The sequence below is a fragment of the Kitasatospora sp. NPDC091257 genome (assembly GCF_044757675.1).
Taxonomy (GTDB): domain Bacteria; phylum Actinomycetota; class Actinomycetes; order Streptomycetales; family Streptomycetaceae; genus Kitasatospora; species Kitasatospora lactacystinica.
In genome coordinates this window covers 1-15220 of the sequence record NZ_JBIVVI010000061.1, presented here as the reverse complement: position 1 = coordinate 15220, position 15220 = coordinate 1, and the positions used below count along the sequence as shown (strand labels likewise).

At 74.6% G+C, this 15220-nt stretch carries 17 protein-coding genes; 8 read left to right on the top strand and 9 right to left on the bottom strand.

The genetic code is table 11. From position 1 onward, the window contains the following. A partial coding sequence (locus ACIQOV_RS04875) for a hypothetical protein (RefSeq protein ID WP_401044965.1) occupies positions 1-1758 on the top strand: 1758 nt, incomplete at its 5' end. A gap of 75 nt (positions 1759-1833) precedes the next feature. Here the strand turns inward: ACIQOV_RS04875 and ACIQOV_RS04870 are convergent. After that, positions 1834-2169: an ArsR/SmtB family transcription factor gene (locus ACIQOV_RS04870; RefSeq protein WP_401044962.1), complete on the bottom strand. Its 336-nt coding sequence runs from the start codon at positions 2167-2169 to the stop codon at positions 1834-1836. A 109-nt stretch (positions 2170-2278) separates the two neighbouring features. On the opposite strand from ACIQOV_RS04870, the gene ACIQOV_RS04865 reads away from it, so the two are divergent. The 3 genes from ACIQOV_RS04865 to ACIQOV_RS04855 are packed head-to-tail and all read left to right on the top strand — an operon-like array spanning position 2279 to position 4783. Continuing rightward, positions 2279-3265, top strand: a complete 987-nt coding sequence (locus tag ACIQOV_RS04865) for a zinc-binding alcohol dehydrogenase family protein (RefSeq protein WP_401044959.1) — start codon at positions 2279-2281, stop codon at positions 3263-3265. A gap of 58 nt (positions 3266-3323) precedes the next feature. Further along, complete coding sequence (locus tag ACIQOV_RS04860; protein ID WP_401044956.1) at positions 3324-3905, top strand: hypothetical protein; 582 nt, start codon at positions 3324-3326, stop codon at positions 3903-3905. A gap of 41 nt (positions 3906-3946) precedes the next feature. Next, positions 3947-4783, top strand: coding sequence for an NmrA family NAD(P)-binding protein (locus tag ACIQOV_RS04855; protein WP_401044953.1), 837 nt, complete (start codon positions 3947-3949; stop codon positions 4781-4783). Positions 4784-4842: 59 nt separating this feature from the next. Here ACIQOV_RS04855 and ACIQOV_RS04850 read toward each other — a convergent pair whose 3' ends face one another. Next, positions 4843-5562: a hypothetical protein gene (locus tag ACIQOV_RS04850; protein WP_401044950.1), complete on the bottom strand. Its 720-nt coding sequence runs from the start codon at positions 5560-5562 to the stop codon at positions 4843-4845. Positions 5563-5757: 195 nt separating this feature from the next. After that, complete coding sequence (locus ACIQOV_RS04845) at positions 5758-6690, bottom strand: zinc-binding dehydrogenase (protein ID WP_401044948.1); 933 nt, start codon at positions 6688-6690, stop codon at positions 5758-5760. Between the two features lie 79 nt (positions 6691-6769). On the opposite strand from ACIQOV_RS04845, the gene ACIQOV_RS04840 reads away from it, so the two are divergent. Beyond that, the gene (locus tag ACIQOV_RS04840) at positions 6770-7477 is read left to right on the top strand and encodes a TetR/AcrR family transcriptional regulator (protein WP_401044946.1); all 708 of its coding nucleotides are present in this window, start codon (positions 6770-6772) and stop codon (positions 7475-7477) included. Positions 7478-7607: 130 nt separating this feature from the next. On the opposite strand, the gene ACIQOV_RS04835 is transcribed toward ACIQOV_RS04840, so the two are convergent. Next, a complete protein-coding gene (locus ACIQOV_RS04835) occupies positions 7608-7928 on the bottom strand; it encodes a multidrug efflux SMR transporter (protein ID WP_355268639.1) in 321 nt (106 codons plus the stop codon). A gap of 7 nt (positions 7929-7935) precedes the next feature. After that, positions 7936-8640, bottom strand: a complete 705-nt coding sequence (locus tag ACIQOV_RS04830) for an NAD(P)H-dependent oxidoreductase (RefSeq protein ID WP_401044942.1) — start codon at positions 8638-8640, stop codon at positions 7936-7938. A 101-nt stretch (positions 8641-8741) separates the two neighbouring features. On the opposite strand from ACIQOV_RS04830, the gene ACIQOV_RS04825 reads away from it, so the two are divergent. Then, complete coding sequence (locus ACIQOV_RS04825; RefSeq protein ID WP_401044939.1) at positions 8742-9308, top strand: TetR/AcrR family transcriptional regulator; 567 nt, start codon at positions 8742-8744, stop codon at positions 9306-9308. A gap of 49 nt (positions 9309-9357) precedes the next feature. Here the strand turns inward: ACIQOV_RS04825 and ACIQOV_RS04820 are convergent, their stop codons facing one another. Next, a complete protein-coding gene (locus ACIQOV_RS04820; RefSeq protein WP_401044936.1) occupies positions 9358-9948 on the bottom strand; it encodes a TetR/AcrR family transcriptional regulator in 591 nt (196 codons plus the stop codon). Between the two features lie 116 nt (positions 9949-10064). Here ACIQOV_RS04820 and ACIQOV_RS04815 point away from each other — a divergent pair, with 116 nt between their 5' ends. Further along, positions 10065-10910, top strand: coding sequence for an SDR family oxidoreductase (locus tag ACIQOV_RS04815; protein ID WP_401044933.1), 846 nt, complete (start codon positions 10065-10067; stop codon positions 10908-10910). A 114-nt stretch (positions 10911-11024) separates the two neighbouring features. Here the strand turns inward: ACIQOV_RS04815 and ACIQOV_RS04810 are convergent, their stop codons facing one another. Beyond that, a complete protein-coding gene (locus ACIQOV_RS04810; protein WP_401044971.1) occupies positions 11025-12491 on the bottom strand; it encodes an MFS transporter in 1467 nt (488 codons plus the stop codon). Between the two features lie 188 nt (positions 12492-12679). Between ACIQOV_RS04810 and ACIQOV_RS04805 the strand changes: the two genes are divergently transcribed. Continuing rightward, entirely contained in the window at positions 12680-13135 is a 456-nt protein-coding gene (locus ACIQOV_RS04805; RefSeq protein ID WP_387691717.1) for a MarR family winged helix-turn-helix transcriptional regulator, read from the top strand. Between the two features lie 231 nt (positions 13136-13366). Here ACIQOV_RS04805 and ACIQOV_RS04800 read toward each other — a convergent pair whose 3' ends face one another. Both ACIQOV_RS04800 and ACIQOV_RS04795 read right to left on the bottom strand, forming a co-directional pair. Beyond that, complete coding sequence (locus ACIQOV_RS04800) at positions 13367-14401, bottom strand: 2-dehydropantoate 2-reductase (protein WP_401044929.1); 1035 nt, start codon at positions 14399-14401, stop codon at positions 13367-13369. A gap of 40 nt (positions 14402-14441) precedes the next feature. Continuing rightward, a complete protein-coding gene (locus ACIQOV_RS04795; RefSeq protein ID WP_401044968.1) occupies positions 14442-15215 on the bottom strand; it encodes a class II aldolase/adducin family protein in 774 nt (257 codons plus the stop codon). Positions 15216-15220 lie beyond the last annotated feature (5 nt).

Below are 15220 nucleotides of genomic sequence, written 5' to 3'. Positions count from 1 at the left end.
CCCCGGCCCGCCCAGGACCGCCCCGCCCCGGCCCTGCTCGCCACCGCCCGCGCCGCCGCCGTCCGGACGGCCGCCACCCGGCCCGCCGCCGTGCTGCTCGCCGGCTACCTCGCCGAGCTGCTGTTCCGGCTCGTCCTCGTCCGGTCCATGAGCTTCCCGTCGGTCCACCCCGACGAGGACTCCTACCTCGCCCTGGCCCGGGTGCTGGCCGGCGGCTCGGCCACCGAGATCCCGGTCGGCGTGGTCGTCCCCGGCGGCTACCCCCTGCTGATATCCCCCGCCCTGCGCCTGGCCGACGACCCGGCGACCGCCTACCACCTGGTCATGGGCGTCAACGCCGCCGTCAACGCGCTGGTCTTCCCGCTCGCCTACGTCGCACTGCGCCGCCTCGGCCTGAACCGCCGCCGCTCGTACGCCTTCGGCGCCGCGACCGCGCTGCTGCCGCCGGTGGTCTTCTACTCGCAGTTCGTGATGACCGACGCCGTGCTGCCCGTCCTGGTGCTCGCCTGGCTGCTCTGCCTGCACGGCTGGCTGGCCGACGGCCCGCTGCGGCGCCGCACCTGGCACGCCGTCGGGGCGGGGGCGTCGGCCGGTTGCGCGATGGCGGTGCACGACCGCGGCGGCGTGGTGGTCGCACTGACCGCCGCCGTCCTCCTCGGCGTCCTGCTGCTGCGCCGGGCGCCGTGGCGCGCCACGGCGCCCGGGCTCGCGGCGCTCGGCCTCGGCGTGCTCGGCGCCGAGCTGCTGTCGGCCTGGCTGCACGCGCAGTTCACCGTCCCGGACAGCGATGTCGGCGGCTCCCTCTGGAAGGGCCTGACCGATCCGGCGATCACCCTGCAGACCCTCGCCCGGGCCGCCGGTCAGGTCTGGTACTTCATCGCCTCCACCTGGGGCATCGGCGGACTCGCCGTCGTCGCCTGCCTGGGCGCGGTGTTCGACCGCCGCCCGCCGCGGGCGCTGCGGATCACCGGCGGCGTGCTGGTGGCGCTGCTGTTCGGCACGGCCCTGGCCGCCTCCGCCGCGCTGCCGCTGGACGGCCGGGTCGACGACTGGGTGTACGCCCGCTACACCTCCTACCTCGTCCCGGCGGCCTTCGTGGCGGGCGTCGCGGTGCTCGCCGGGTACGGGCGCCGGGCACTGGTCCGGACGGCGGCGGTGGCGGCCGGGCTCGTCCTGCTGCTCGCCGGGGTCGTGGCGCTGGAGGCCGGCGAGCGGCTGCACACGTCGATGTTCATCCCCTGGACCCTGCCCGACGTCTCGTTCCTGGCCGCGGACTGGGGCCGGATCGACCTGCCCCGCACCTGCGCCGCCGTGGTGTTCGCGCTCGGCACGGCGGTGCTGGTCCGCAACAGCGGGGGGCGCCGGGTGCTCGGGGCGCTCGGCGTATCGCTGGCGCTGTTCGCCGCCTTCGCGACCTCGACGATCACCGCGCAGGTCGCCCGGCCGCACGCGGTGGGGCGCGAGGGCCTGGCGACCGGCTTCACCCGCGCCTCCGGGATCACCGCGGACGACAACGTGGTGTTCGCCTGGGATGTCGACTGGTCGCTGCGCGCCGCCCAGACCTTCGAGGTCTACCGCGGTCGGGTCTGGTTCCGTGACCCCCGCTGGCAGCCCGTCCCGGCGGAGGCGAACGTCATGGTCCTCCCGCTGCCCGGGGCGGGGAGGCCGCCGGAGGCCTACTGGCCCGGGCACCCCGCCGACTGGTACGTCGAGCGGTTCGACGCCGGGCAGAACTGGGCCGTCTGGCACCGGCGTTGAGCGGGCGCCGGACGCCCGGGAGCGGGCAGGTACCGAAGACCCGACGCCGGACAGGCGTCGAGCGCACCCCGGCCGCTAGCCCGCCGTACGGGCGTGCGCGGCGAGCACGGTGTCGAGCAGGCCGGGGAAGCGCCGCTCCAGGTCGACGGTGCGCAGGGCGGAGAAGCGCCGGTTGGCCTCCTCGCGCTGGGCGATCAGGCCGGACTCGCGCAGCACCTTGAAGTGGTGGCTCAGGGTGGAGGGCGCGACGTCCACCGGGAAGGTGCCGCAGGCCCGCTCGGACTCGGTGCGCAGGATGCGGACGATGGTCATCCGGGTGGGGTCGGAGAGCGCGTGCAGGACGTCGAAGAGGTCGATCTCCTCGGTCGCGGGGTGCGCGAGCGCCGGTCGGCGGCGGGTGCTGCGGGGCATGGGTCGACCTCTCCGATCTGCGATGTTCGACATCCATGGAAACGGCGTGGTACCACTGACCCGCACCAACTTCGTCGTTCGTCGAACATCGTAGTCGAGGGGGACCGACATGCGCGCACTGGTGATGACCGCACCCGGTGGAGCCGAGAACTCGCAGATCCAGGAGATCGCGGCGCCGCACCCCGGACCGGGGCGGGTGGCGATCGACGTCGCCTACGCCGGACTGAACTTCGTGGACGTGATGACCCGCCGCGGGGACGCCGCGTACGCCGCCGACTGGCCGTACCTGCCCGGCAAGGAGGTCTCCGGCACGGTCCGCGCGCTCGGCGCGGGCGTCACCGGACTGGCGGTGGGCGACCGCGTGGTCGCCGCGCCGGTCGGCGCCGGCCTGGCCGAGGTGGTGGTCGCGGAGGCCGCGCTCACCGTGCCGCTCCCGGACGGGGTGGCGCTGCGCGAGGCCGCCGCCGTCCCGCTGGGCCTGGCCACCTCGGTGCTGCTGCTGACCGACGCGGGCCGTTTCACCGCCGGGGACACCGTCCTCGTCCACTCGGCGGGCGGCGGGATCGGCAACGCCGTCGCCCGACTCGTCCCGCTGCTCGGCGGCGGCCGGCTGATCGGCACGGTCGGCCGGCCGGAGAAGGCCGCGGCGGCGATCGCCTCCGGCTACGACCACGCCTTCGCCCGTACCGACGAAGCGGCCGAGGCGATTCGCGCCGCCGCCGGCGGCCGGGGCGTCGACCTGGTGCTCGACCCGCTGGGCACCGCGGCGCTCGACCTCGACCTCGCCGTGGCGGCGCCCGGCGCGCGGATCGTGCTGTTCGGCAACGCGGGCGGCGGCACCGTCGCCGACCTGCCCCCGCTCGGCCGTCTGATGGCGGGCAACCTGACCGTCACCGGCTTCAGCCACCGCGGCCTGGCCGCCACCGCCCCCGAGCGGCTGGCCCGCGCCATCCGCCGGGTCCTCGACCTGCTCGCCGACGGGGGCCTCGAACTGCCGGTCACCGAACTGCCCGGCCTCGACGCCGTCCCGGCCGCCCACGACGCCATGCAGGACGGGCTGGCGACCGGCAAGTACGTGGTGCGCGTCGGCGGCTGAGTCCGGGGGCCGGAGAATCCGCATGACGCTCCGTGCCCGGTCTGTTTGACTCACCGCCATGAGTACCTCGAACGTCCTTCCGGTCCTGCGCACCACCAACCGGTGGGTCGCCTACGACGCCGCCCGGCGGCTGCTGGGCATCACCGTGCACCGGCGCTCGACGGAGGCGAACGCGTACGCGGACGAGCTCACGGCGGCGGAGGCCCGGCGGCTGTTCGAGGCCTTTCCCGACCACGTGTACCCGGGCGGCCAGGAGCGGCCCGTCGGGACCGACGAGCTCCGACGGCTGTTGGCGGCGGGCGGTTCCCGGGTGGACGCACTGGCCCCGTTCGCGTTCCATCTGGACGAGCGGCCCGTCGGGTCGATCGAGGACAGGTTCCTCGCCCTCCTCGGTTCCTCGCCCGCTTCACTGTCCTGGAAAGGCTTCGCCTGGCCGGCCGCCCCTGAACTCGGCCTCGACGTCCGCGCCAAGGACGCCGGCGTCCAGATCGCCCTCAGCAGCGACAACGTCGACTTCGACCGGCCCGCGGACGACCACACCCTGTTCATCCACTTCCGTCAGGGCGACGTCGAGCGCGCCGAGTGGCTGGCCCGGCAGGTCGGGCTGGCACCCGTCGGGCCGGTGGCGCCGGGCTGGTAGTCCCCGGGCATAGCCCCCGCCCGGTCGGCGTTGGGCCGGGCATGACCAAGATTCTGGTGATCGGCGCAACCGGCAGTGTGGGCAGGCACGTTGTGGCCTCGCTGGTCGAAGGCGGCCACGCGGTACGGGCGTTGGTGCGCGATGCCGCGAAGACCGTACTGCCCGCGGGGGTCGAGGCCGTCCAGGGCGATCTGACGGAGCCCGAGAGCCTGGGGCCGGCGCTGGCCGGCGGGGTGGAGGCGGTGTACCTGATGTGGCCCGGGCTGCCCGTGCGGCCCCGGGTGGTGGAGCTGATCGCCCGGCACGCCCGGCGGGTCGTCTACCTGTCGGCGGACGTGGCGGACCTCGCCGACGACGAGCCGGCCGCGATCTTCCACCAGGAGATCGAGCGGCTGATCCGGCACTCGGGCCTGGACTGGACCTTCGTCCGGGCGATCGACTTCGCGGGCAATCTGCTGGCCTGGGCCGATCAGGTGCGGGAGGGCGTGGTCCGCTGGCCGTACGGGCGGGCGCGGCGCTCGCTGGTGCACGAGCGGGACATCGCGGACGTCGCGGTGCGGGCGCTCACCGAGGACGGGCACGAGGGCGCCAGGTACGTGGTCACCGGCCCGGAGTCGCTCTCGCACGCCGAGCTGGCCGGGATCATCGGCGAGGAGCTGGGCGTCACGGTGCGGTGGGAGGAGCTACCGCCGGAGACGGCCCGCGAGCAGCTGACGGCCGCCTGGGGGAACGCGGCGTTCGTGGACGCCCGGCTCCTCGCCTGGGAGTCGTTCACGCGGGAGCCGGAGCGGGTGACCGGCACCGTGCAGGAGGTGCTCGGGCGTCCGCCGCGCGACGTCCGCGACTGGGTGCGGGATCACGCGGCGGACTTCCGGTAGCCCGGCGGCCGCGTGCCGTGCCGTCGGGCCGTCGGGCCGTCGGGCCGCACCGTGGGACGTCAGTAGCGGACGGCCTTGACCACCACGGGCGTCAACGGCTGGTCGGCCGGCTGCCGGCTGAAGGCGACGGGCTGGGCCTTGCCGTTCGCCGGGACGTTCTCGGCGCCGACGATCGAGCTGTCCACGGCCTTGCCGCTGGAGTCGGTGAAGTCGACCTGGACCGCGTAGGAGGCCGCGTTGGGCCCCGGGTTCTGGATCGTCACGATTACCGCGTGCAGGCCGCCGGTGCTCTGCCGGGAGAGGCCGGTGATGGTGACGTCGTTCAGCGCGTTGCCGCCGTCCGTCACCCCGCTCAGCACCGAGGCGGCCTTCTCCCGGGTCGCCGCCTGCTGCGCCGACACGGACGCCTGGAAGGCGGACGCCGCCGCGGAGAGGGAGGCGGCGGCTTCGGAGGCGGCCGCCGACGCCGAGACCCCCGCGGCCGACGCCGAGGCCAGCAGCGACTGCGCGGCGGAAGCGATGGCGGAGGGCGGCTCGCCGGAGAAGGCGCTGGCGTTGGGCAGGGTGGCGGACGGCGAGCCGGTCGACGTGCCCGACGAGCTGCTGCAGGCCACCAGCACGACGGCACCGGACGCCGCCGCGATCAGCGCGATCGTGCGCTGCGGGGTCCAGCTCCGGCCGGGTCGCCGGTCGCCGCCCCGGGAACGGCCGAGCGGCGGACGCCCCGGCAGCGGACGGTGGCCGGGGCCGTGGCTGGGGGGACTGTGGAGTTCACGCACCGAGGATCCCTCTCCTGGTCGGTGTTCGGCGGCCGAGGGGCCCGTACGTCCCCATGCTTGGCAACATCGCGCTCCACAGCGACAGCTCCTGACCCGTCCGAGTGGGCGGGGCCGCGCACGGGCGGTGCGTCGCGGCCCCGGACGGGTCGGGCGCGGCGAGCCCGGACGGAAGCCGGACCGGGCCCGAGGGAGGCCTCAGGCGCCGATGGTCAGCACCGCCTTGCCGTGCAGCCGCCGCCCGAGCAGGGCGTCGACCGCCTCGGCCGCGTCGTCCCAGTCGCCGCGCCAGGTGATACCGGGGTCCAGCTCGCCCGCCGCCACCCGGTGGGCGAGCCACCCGAGGTCGCGGCCGAGGCCGGTGCAGCCGAGCAGGTAGAAGGAGACCACCGCGCGGTCGTGCCTGTTCGCGTCGCCGAACAGGGTGCCGAACGCGAAGTCCTCGCCCCGGCCGGAGCTGTGGCCGGTGGCGACCAGGACGCCGCCGGGGCCCAGGGCCTCGTAGGCCTCGACCAGTTGGGGGCCGCCGACGACGTCGACCACGCCGTCGACCGGCCCGGTGGTCTCCTTCGGCGAGGCGACCACCTCGTGGGCGCCGAGGCGGCGCAGCACCTCGCCATTCCGGTCCGGCGAGCCGGTGGACGCGACCACGTGCGCGCCCGCCGCCCGGGCGAGCTGGACGGCGTACCGGCCGACGCCGCCGGTGGCACCGGTGACCAGGACGCTGCGGCCGAGCAGCGGGCCGATGCGGTGCAGCGCGCGCAGGGCGCTGAGGGCGGCGACCGGGACGGTGGCGAGGGCGGCGAGGTCGGCACCGACGGGTGCGACACCGATCAACCCGGTGTCCACCGCCCGGAGTTCGGCCCAGCCGCCGGCCGGCATCAGGGTGACCACCGGGGTCCCCTCGGCGGGGCCGGAGCCGTCGGCGGCGGCGCGTTCGACGATGCCGGCGGCGTCCCAGCCGAGGACGGTGCCGTCGGGGGCCGTGTCGAGGCCGAAGGCGACCTCGCCGTAGTTGAGCGAGGTCGCGGTGACCCGGACCAGTGCCTGGTGGGGCGCCGGCTCGGGGTCCGGGGCCGTACCGAGGCGCAGGCCGCCGGGGGCCGAGCGGTCGACCAGGAGTGCACGCATGGAGGATCCTCCCCAAGATTCTGCCACTGAGTGGCATAAGCCTACAGGTGGCATTATGGCCCCGACTAGACTGACCGCGATGACTCCCGAGAAGGCCACCGCCACGGCACCGGAGCACGGTGCCGAACAGGCCCCCGAAGCGCCGGGCGCCGCGCTCCCGCTGCGCGAGCGCAAGAAGCTGCGCACCCGTCAGGCGCTGATCGACACCGCCCTGGAGCTGTTCGGCGAGCACGGCTTCGACGGGGTGACCCTGGACCGGCTGTGCGAGGCCGTCGAGGTCTCCAAGCGGACCTTCTTCCGCGCGTTCTCCAGCAAGGAGGACGTCGCGATGGCGCCCACCCAGGACCTGTGGACGACGTTCCTGGAGGTGCTGGAGAGCCGGCCGTCGGACGACGGCCGGCTGATGGCCCTCCTGGAGGGGACTCTCACCGAGGCGATCGACCGGATGCCGGCCGACGGCTGGGCCGAACGCGCCCTGGCGAGCCGCCGACTGGCCGCCCGGACGCCCTCGATGGACGCCCACGGGCTGGCCTTCTGCGAGCGGGCGACCCGGGAGGCGGTGTCGACGGTCACCCGCCGGTTCGCCCTCGACGGCCCCGAGGCGGGTGCCGCGCTGCGCGCCCGGCTGGCGACGGACATGCTGGTCGCCGCGTTCCACCAGGCGATGGACGGCTGGGTGGCACAGCCGTCCGGGCACACCCGCGCCGACCTCGCACGACGGCTCCGGACGGCCTGCGCCGAACTGCCGGGCGCGCTCGCGGCATCGGTCGAACCACGGCGGGCCTGAGCCGCGGCACCGGCCGAGCCACCGCGGGCCTGAGCCTCGACGGGCCTGAGCCGCGGTGGCCTGGGCGCGGCGCCGGTCGAGCCACGGCGGGCCCGAACGCGGCCCGGCACCGCCGCACCGAGGGCCGCCGTCAGTCCGCGGCGGTGAGCCGGGCGAGCACGAGCCCGGCCACGATCAGCGCCAGCGCGGCCGCCCGGCCCGCGCCGAGCGACTCGTGCCGCAGGACGGTCCCGAGCGTGATGGCGCCGACCGTGCCGATGCCGGTGAACATCGCGTAGGCGAGGCCGGCCGGGAGGTCGCGCATGGCCCGCGACAGCAGGTAGACGGACAACGCGCCGAGCAGTACGCACAGCGCGGTGGGGCCGGGGCGGGTGAAGCCGTCGGTCGGCTTGATGCTCTGCGACCAGACGACCTCGACCAGGCCGGCGGCGAGCAGGAGGAGCCAGGACACGGCCGCCTCACCCCCGCCCGCCGGCACGCGCCCCGGCCGCCGTGCCCGCCCCGACCGCCTCGCGCGCCAGCCGCCGGCCGGCCTCGGCGGCCTCGGCCAGGGCGGCGGCCAGCGACTCCTCGTGCTGCGGGAGCCGTTCGGCCAGTGCCGGGTCCACGGTCGCGTTCGCCAGTTCGGCGCCGATGACCAGGGTGTCCTCGACGGCGTAGTGCCCGTGGAAGAAGTCCACCAGGTAGCGCGTCTGGTGGTCGAAGGGCGCGCGCGGCATGCCCGGCCGGTAGGAGCCGCCCTGGGCGGAGGCGACCACGAAGCGCCGCGGCCGCAGGTTCATCTTCGGGAAGGTGACCTGGTCGATCCAGAGCTTGAGCTGCGCCGGGACGCCGAAGTTGTACATCGGCGAGCCGATCAGGACGACGTCGGCGGCGAGCAGTTCGGCGAGCAGCGGTTCGAGGACCGCCCACGCGGCGCGCTCGGCGTCGGTGCGGACCGCCTCGGCGTAGCGGTCGGGCTCGACGATGCCCCCGCGGAGCAGGGTGTCGCAGATCGTCGTCCAGGCCTCGCCGATCGGCGGCACGGGCTCGGCCGCGAGGTCCCGGTAGGTGCAGGTGCCCTGCGGCGCTTCGGCGCGCCAGGCCTCGGCGAAGGCCGCGCCGATCCGGCGGGAGAACGAGCTGCGGCGGGCGCTGGCGTCGAGGTGGAGGAGCTGCGGCATGACGGTACCCCCGGGATTTCACAAGCGGACACTGCGTCCGCTTGACTGGCGACGATGCTAGCCATCAAGTGGACAGGGCGTCCACTTGTTAGAATCGGCCCATGCCACCGACCGAACGCGCCGACGCCGCCCGCAACCGACTCAAGGTGCTCCGGGCGGCCGAGCAGTTGTTCACGACCCGCGACCCGGCCGCCGTGACCATGGAGGACATCGCCAGGGCGGCCGGCGTCGGCCGCGGCACGCTCTACCGCCGCTACCCGGACCGCGCCTCGATCGCGCGCGCCCTGCTGGACGCCCACGAGCACGAGATCCAGGAGCAACTCCTGCGCGGGGAGGGCCCATTGGGCCCGGAGCCGGCGGCCGCCCCGGCCGAGCGGCTGAGCGCCTTCTACTCGGCGATGGTCCGCCTGCTGGAGCGCCACTCCCACCTGCTGCTCGGCGCCGAGACCGGCCCGGCCCGGCTGGCCACCGGCGCCTACGGCTTCTGGCGCGCGCACGTCCGGATGCTGGCCGCGGCGGCACGGGCCGAGGACCCGGACGTCCTCGCCGACCAGTTGCTGGCACCGCTCGCCCCGGAGCTGTACCGCCACCACCGCGACCGGGGCGTGTCCGCCGAACGCGTCGAGGCGGGGCTCCACCTGCTCGCCCACCGCATGCTCGGCGACTGAGACCCCGGCCCGCCGGGCCTGCCCGAGGGCGGACCTGCGGAGAGCGGGCCTACGCGGCCCGCAGGGAGTCGAGCCAGCGCAGCAGACGGCCTCCTTCGCGCGTCATGACCTCCGGGTCGCGCAGCGCGTTGGCGAGCAGCGACATGCCCTGGTAGCCGGCGACCAGGGTGAGGGCCAGGCCGTCCGGGTCGGGCAGGCCCAGCTCGCGGAACTGGCCCGCGGCCCAGTCGAGCAGCCGCCGGATCACCGCGCCGGCCTCCGCATCGAGGTCCCCGTCGGTGCGCTTGTCGAGTTCGACGGCCAGGGTGCCGGTCGGGCAGCCGTGCCGGGCGGCGGTGTCACGCCGGCCGACCCAGGCCTCGACCAGCGCCTTGAGGCGGTCCAGCGGGTCGGGCAACCGCTCCAGCCGCTCGGTGATGTCGTCCAGGTGTGCGCTGTGCTCGGAGAGCGCGGCGCGGACCAGCTCGTCCTTGGTCTTGAAGTAGTAGTAGACGTTCCCGACCGGGACATCGGCCTCGCGCGCGATGTCGGCGAGGGTGGTCCGCTCGACGCCCTGTTCGTGCAGGACCTTGGCCGCGGCCGCGGTGAGCCGTCGGCGCTTCTGCGACGCCGCCGTGCGCCGGTTCACTGAGTCAGTCACCCGACTGACTATAGACAGCCGCCCGGAAAGGCGGCTACGGTCTTTCTCAGTCAGCCAACTAACTCACTGGCTCGACCGCACATCTCACTCCTGACATCTCACTCCTGGGGGCGGAAATGATCACAGTGACGGGCGCGACCGGCAACATCGGCCGGACGCTGGTGGAGCTGCTGGCCGAGGCGGGCGAGCAGGTGGTCGCCGTGTCCCGGCAGCCGCAGCCCGACCACCCGGCGGCCGGGGTCCGCTGGGCCCGGGGCGGCCTCGGCGACGCCGCCGGCCTGCGCCCGGCCCTCGAAGGGTCCCGCGCGCTGTTCGTCCTGTTGGGCGGCGAGCTCAACAGCCACGGCGAGAGCCCGGAAGCCCTGCTGAGGACGGTCGCGGACGCCGGGGTGGAGCGGATCGTCCTGGTCTCCTCGCAGGTCGGCGCCACCCGGCCGGACGCGCCCTCGCACGCCCGGCTGCGGGAGTTCGAGGCCGCCGTGCGCACCTCCGGACGGGACTTCACCGTCCTGCGCCCCGGCGGCTTCGCCTCCAACGCCTTCGCCTGGGCCGGGACGGTCCGGGCGGAGCGGACGGTCTTCGCGCCGTTCGGCGGGGTGGCGCTGCCCGTGGTCGACCCGGCGGACATCGCTGCGGTCGCCGCGGCGGTGCTGCGCGAGGACGGCCACGGCGGCCGCACCTACGAGCTGACCGGACCGGAGGCGATCGGACCGCGCCGGCAGGCCGAGGTCATCGCCGAGGCCCTGGGCGAGGAGGTGGCCTTCGTGGAGCTGTCCCGGGAGCAGGCCCACGCCCACCTGGCGCGGTTCATGCCGGAGCAGGTGATCGCCGGGACGCTGGACGTCCTCGGCCGCCCGCTCCCCGCCGAGCAGGCGGTCAGCCCCGACGTGGCGGCCGTGCTGCACCGCCCGGCCGCGCCCTTCCGGGCCTGGGTCGAGCGCAACCTGCCGGCCTTCCGGTAGCGCCGGCGCGGCCGCCCCGGACGCGCGAGCACAACGCGCCCGGGGCGGGCCGCCCCCGGGTGGACCCGGGCAGGCGGGCCGCACGCAGGCAGGCGGGCCCCACCCGTCCCGGCCTCAGGCCGTGGCCGGCTTGGCCGCCTCGGCGTCCCCCGCCTCCGGGGCGGGAACGGCGCGCAGCTGGGGAGCGGGCGGCGCGGGGATGACGGCGGCGACGGCGGCCGCGATCAGCGCGACGCCGCAGCCGATCACCAGGCCGACCCGGAAGCCGCCCTCCGAGGGCAGGGCGTGCCCGCCCAGGTTGACGGTCATCTGCGACAGCACCACACCCATCACGGCGGCGGACACCGAGGTGCCCAGCGAGCGCATCAGGGTGTTGAAGCTGTTCGCCGAGGCCGTCGCGGACAGCGGCACCGCGCTCATGATCAGTGCGGGCATCGCGCCGTAGGCCAGGCCGACACCGCTGTTGCAGACGATCGTCACGATCAGCACGCCCCAGGTGGAGCCCATCAGCGGCAGCGCCAGCCCGTAGCCGACGGCGATCGTCAGCGCCCCGGCGGCCAGGGTGAACTTCGGTCCGCGCGCGGCGGACAGCTTGCCGCCGAACGGGGAGACGACCATCATCATCAGCCCGCCGGGCGCCATCCACAGGCCCATCGCCAGCATCGACTGCCCCAGCCCGTAGCCGGTGAGCTTCGGCAGCATGAGCAGCTGCGGCACGATCAGCGCCTGGGCGTACATGCCGAAGCCGACCAGGACGGAGGCGGCGTTGGTCAGCAGCACCCGCGGGCGGGCGGTGACCCGCAGGTCCACCAGCGGTTCGGGGACGCGCAGCTCCCAGCGGGCCCAGAGCATCAGGATCGCGGCGGAGGCGGTGAACAGGCCGAGGGTGCGGGTGCTGCCCCAGCCCCAGTCCCCGCCCTTGGAGACGGGCAGCAGCAGGCAGACCAGGCCGACGCTGAGGCCGATCGCGCCGACGAAGTCGAAGCGGCCGCCGGCGGGGCGGCCGTCCGCGGCGGGGGCCGGGATGACGGTCCAGAGCATGCCGATGATGACGACGGTCAGCACGGCGGTGCCCCAGAACAGCGCGCGCCAACTGGCGTAGTCGGCGACGCCGGCCGCGATCGGCAGGCCGAGGCCGCCGCCGATGCCCATGGAGGCGCTGACCAGGGCGATCGCCGAGCCGAGCCGCTCGGGCGGCAGGACGTCGCGCAACAGGCTGATGCCGATCGGCACCAGGCCCATGCCCATGCCCTGGAGCGCCCGGCCGGCGATCATCGGCACCACGGAGTCGGCCACCGCGCACAGGACCGAGCCGAGCAGCAGCGGGACGCAGGAGGCGATGAGCATCGTCCGCTTGCCGAGCAGGTCACCGAGGCGGCCGCTGATCGGGACGAAGACGGCGGCGGAGAGCAGGGTCGCGGTGATGACCCAGGAGGCGTTGGACGCGCTGGTGTGCAGGAGTTGCGGGAGCTCGCTGATCAGTGGGGTGACCAGGGTCTGCATGATCGCGGCGACGGTGCCGGTGAAGGCGAGCACCGCCACGATCGGACCGGTGCGGGGAGTGGGGGCGGGGCCGTTGATGACGGGCCTCCTCGGGCAGTCGAAGAGCAGGAGTGTGCAGAAAACACACAATGTGCATGGAACACAGAATGGTCAGCTTACACATGATGTGCGTCGTGCACATCATGTGGGCCACGCATACCTCTGGCATACTGAAAGGTGATCCACGGAGAAACCGCAGGTCGAAGCGGTGATGAAGGGACTTCGACATGACCAGCCCCACGCACGAGGTCGCCCTCGAATTCCTGGTGTTCGCCCGGCACCGCGACCTGAGCCAGGTCAACGCCCGCCCCGAGGGCAGCCAGCTCGAACGCAGTTCCTACATCCTGCTCAGCCGGGTCGACGCCGAGGGGCCCATGTCCATCGGGCAGTTGAGCGACGCCTTCGCCCTGGACGTCTCCACCCTCAACCGGCAGACCGCGGCCCTGAAGAGCGCGGGACTGCTCGAACGCATCCCGGACCCGGACGGCGGCATCGCCCGCAAGTTCCGCCTCACCGAGGAGGGCCGGAACCGCCTGGAAGCGGAACGCGAGGCCCACGTACGGGCACTGAACCTCGTGATGACGGACTGGCCGGAGGAGGACATAGCCTCCTTCGCCGGCTTCCTGCGCCGCTTCAACACCGGCATCGAGCGGCTCGACGGGCGGCCCTGGCCGCGGAGTTGAGACGTCGGGGCCGCCCCTCCCGTGTCAGTGGAAGGTCGTAGCCTGCGACCGGTTCCACGCGCCATGGGGAGAGGGATGGCAACACTCGACGAACGGACGGCACTGCTGGGCGAGCCGTGGCAGTTGTACCTGGACCACCCCGGCCACCCGATCCGGAACCTGCTAGAACGCCGAAGGGCCGCGCGGGAAGTCAGCCCGGCCGACTTCCCGCGCGGGGACGGAAGCGCCCCGTCAGTGGGCCGGGGTGAGTTCGGCGAGGAGGGCGGGGCCGGTCCAGCCGGGGGCGGTGCCGGGGGCGGCCGCCTCGGCCTCGCGGACCAGGGTGATCAGGCGGGCGTTGGCGGGCGCCGTGAGGCCGTGGCGTTCGGCGAGGGCGACGATCTCGCCCTGCAGCGAGTCGATCTCGGTGGGGCGGCCCCGCTGGAGGTCCTCCCACATCGAGGAGCGGGCCGTCGCGTCGATCTGCAGGCTGGCCCCGGCCAGCTCCTGGAACTGCGCGTCCGGCAGTTCCAGTACCTGCGGCATCACCTCCGGCGGCACCGGGCCGAGCTGGGCGGGCGCCATCCCGGCGGCCCGGAACACCGCCAGCGCCTCCAGCTGGCAGCGCGCCACGCACCGCCGGTACGCCAGCTGCCCGACCTGCTCGCGCAGCGGAAGCCCGGAGAGCGCGTTGACCGCGTTGTTGAGGTTCATCAGCAGCTTCGCCGCCTGGACGGCCGGCATGTCCGTCCGCAGCTCCAACAGCAGACCGCCCGCCCGGGCGGCGTCGGCGAGGGCGTCCGCCCCCTCCTCGGCGGCCAGCATCAGCGAGCCGCCGCTGCCCTGGTGGAACGCCGCGGTCCCGGTCCGCACCACGTTGTACGGGACCATCCCGGCCAGCACCCGGTGGGACGGCAGCGCGGCCGCGAGCACGTCCACGTTGCGCAGACCGTTCTGGAAGCTCACCACCACCGTGTTCGGACCGAGGTGCGGGGCGAGTTCCCGGGCGGCGGTCGCGGTGTCGGCGGACTTCACCGTGACCAGCACGTAGTCGGCGCCGGCCGCGGCCTCCGGGTCGGCGGCGGCCGTCAGGTCCCGCACCTCGCGGCGGGCCTCGCCCGGGCCGGTGAGGGTCAGCCCGTCCGCGTCGATCGCCGCCATCGCCGCCGGCCGGCCGATCAGGGTGACGTCGGCGGTCGGGGCGAGCATGCCGCCGAGGTGGCAGCCGATGGAACCGGCGCCGAACACGGCGATCCGGAGCCTGCGCTGGGCGGGGGTGGTGGGCACGGGGCTGCTCCAGGGAGAAGGCGGACGGCGGCGGGGATCGTCAGTCGAAGAGGTCGGGGTCCGAGAGGGTGATCTGGTCCCACAGCGGGCGGGCCTGGAACCAGCCGGCCAGCGAGGTCCCGATCTGGTTCCGGGTGATCAGCGCGGTCTCCCGGTCGATCGGCTTCGGGGTGCCTGCCGCCATCGCCAGCAGCTGCGCCTGGCAGGAGCGCTCCATGGTGATGAACCACCAGACCGCCTCGGCCACCGACCGGCCGACCGTCAGCAGGCCGTGGTTCTGCAGGATCACGGCCTTGTGCCCGCCCAGGGCGGCGGCCACCCGCTTGCCCTCCTCGGCCTCGGTCACGACACCCCGGTAGTCGCTGTACAGCCCGTGGTCCTCGAAGAAGACGCAGGCGTCCTGGGTGATCGGGTCGAGCGGGATGCCGAGGCTGGAGAAGGCCTTGCCGTACAGCGAGTGCGAGTGCGCGGCCGCGACCGTGTCCGGGCGGGCGGCGTGCACCTGGGAGTGGATCGCGAAGGCGGCCCGGTTCACCGGCCGCCTGCCGTGCAGCAGGGTGCCCTCGTGGTCGACCAGGATCAGGTCGGAGGCCTTGATCTGGTTGAAGCTCATGCCGAACGGGTTCACCCAGAACCAGCCCTGGTTCTCCGGGTCGCGGACGGTGATGTGCCCGGCGACGCCCTCCGAGAAGCCGAACTGGCCGAACAGGCGGAACCCCGCCGCCAGTTGCTCCTTCCGGTACTGGCGCTCCTTCTCCACCGAGTCGAACACCGGCGGCAGCGGCAGGGTCACCCCCTCCGGGGCCGGTCCCACGACAC

Coding starts and splice junctions, on each gene's coding strand:
- ACIQOV_RS04870 (WP_401044962.1), bottom strand. CDS start 2,169: ATGCCCCGCAGCACCCGCCGCCGACCGGCGCTCGCGCACCCCGCGACC.
- ACIQOV_RS04865 (WP_401044959.1), top strand. CDS start 2,279: ATGCGCGCACTGGTGATGACCGCACCCGGTGGAGCCGAGAACTCGCAG.
- ACIQOV_RS04860 (WP_401044956.1), top strand. CDS start 3,324: ATGAGTACCTCGAACGTCCTTCCGGTCCTGCGCACCACCAACCGGTGG.
- ACIQOV_RS04855 (WP_401044953.1), top strand. CDS start 3,947: ATGACCAAGATTCTGGTGATCGGCGCAACCGGCAGTGTGGGCAGGCAC.
- ACIQOV_RS04845 (WP_401044948.1), bottom strand. CDS start 6,690: ATGCGTGCACTCCTGGTCGACCGCTCGGCCCCCGGCGGCCTGCGCCTC.
- ACIQOV_RS04840 (WP_401044946.1), top strand. CDS start 6,770: ATGACTCCCGAGAAGGCCACCGCCACGGCACCGGAGCACGGTGCCGAA.
- ACIQOV_RS04830 (WP_401044942.1), bottom strand. CDS start 8,640: ATGCCGCAGCTCCTCCACCTCGACGCCAGCGCCCGCCGCAGCTCGTTC.
- ACIQOV_RS04825 (WP_401044939.1), top strand. CDS start 8,742: ATGCCACCGACCGAACGCGCCGACGCCGCCCGCAACCGACTCAAGGTG.
- ACIQOV_RS04815 (WP_401044933.1), top strand. CDS start 10,065: ATGATCACAGTGACGGGCGCGACCGGCAACATCGGCCGGACGCTGGTG.
- ACIQOV_RS04805 (WP_387691717.1), top strand. CDS start 12,680: ATGACCAGCCCCACGCACGAGGTCGCCCTCGAATTCCTGGTGTTCGCC.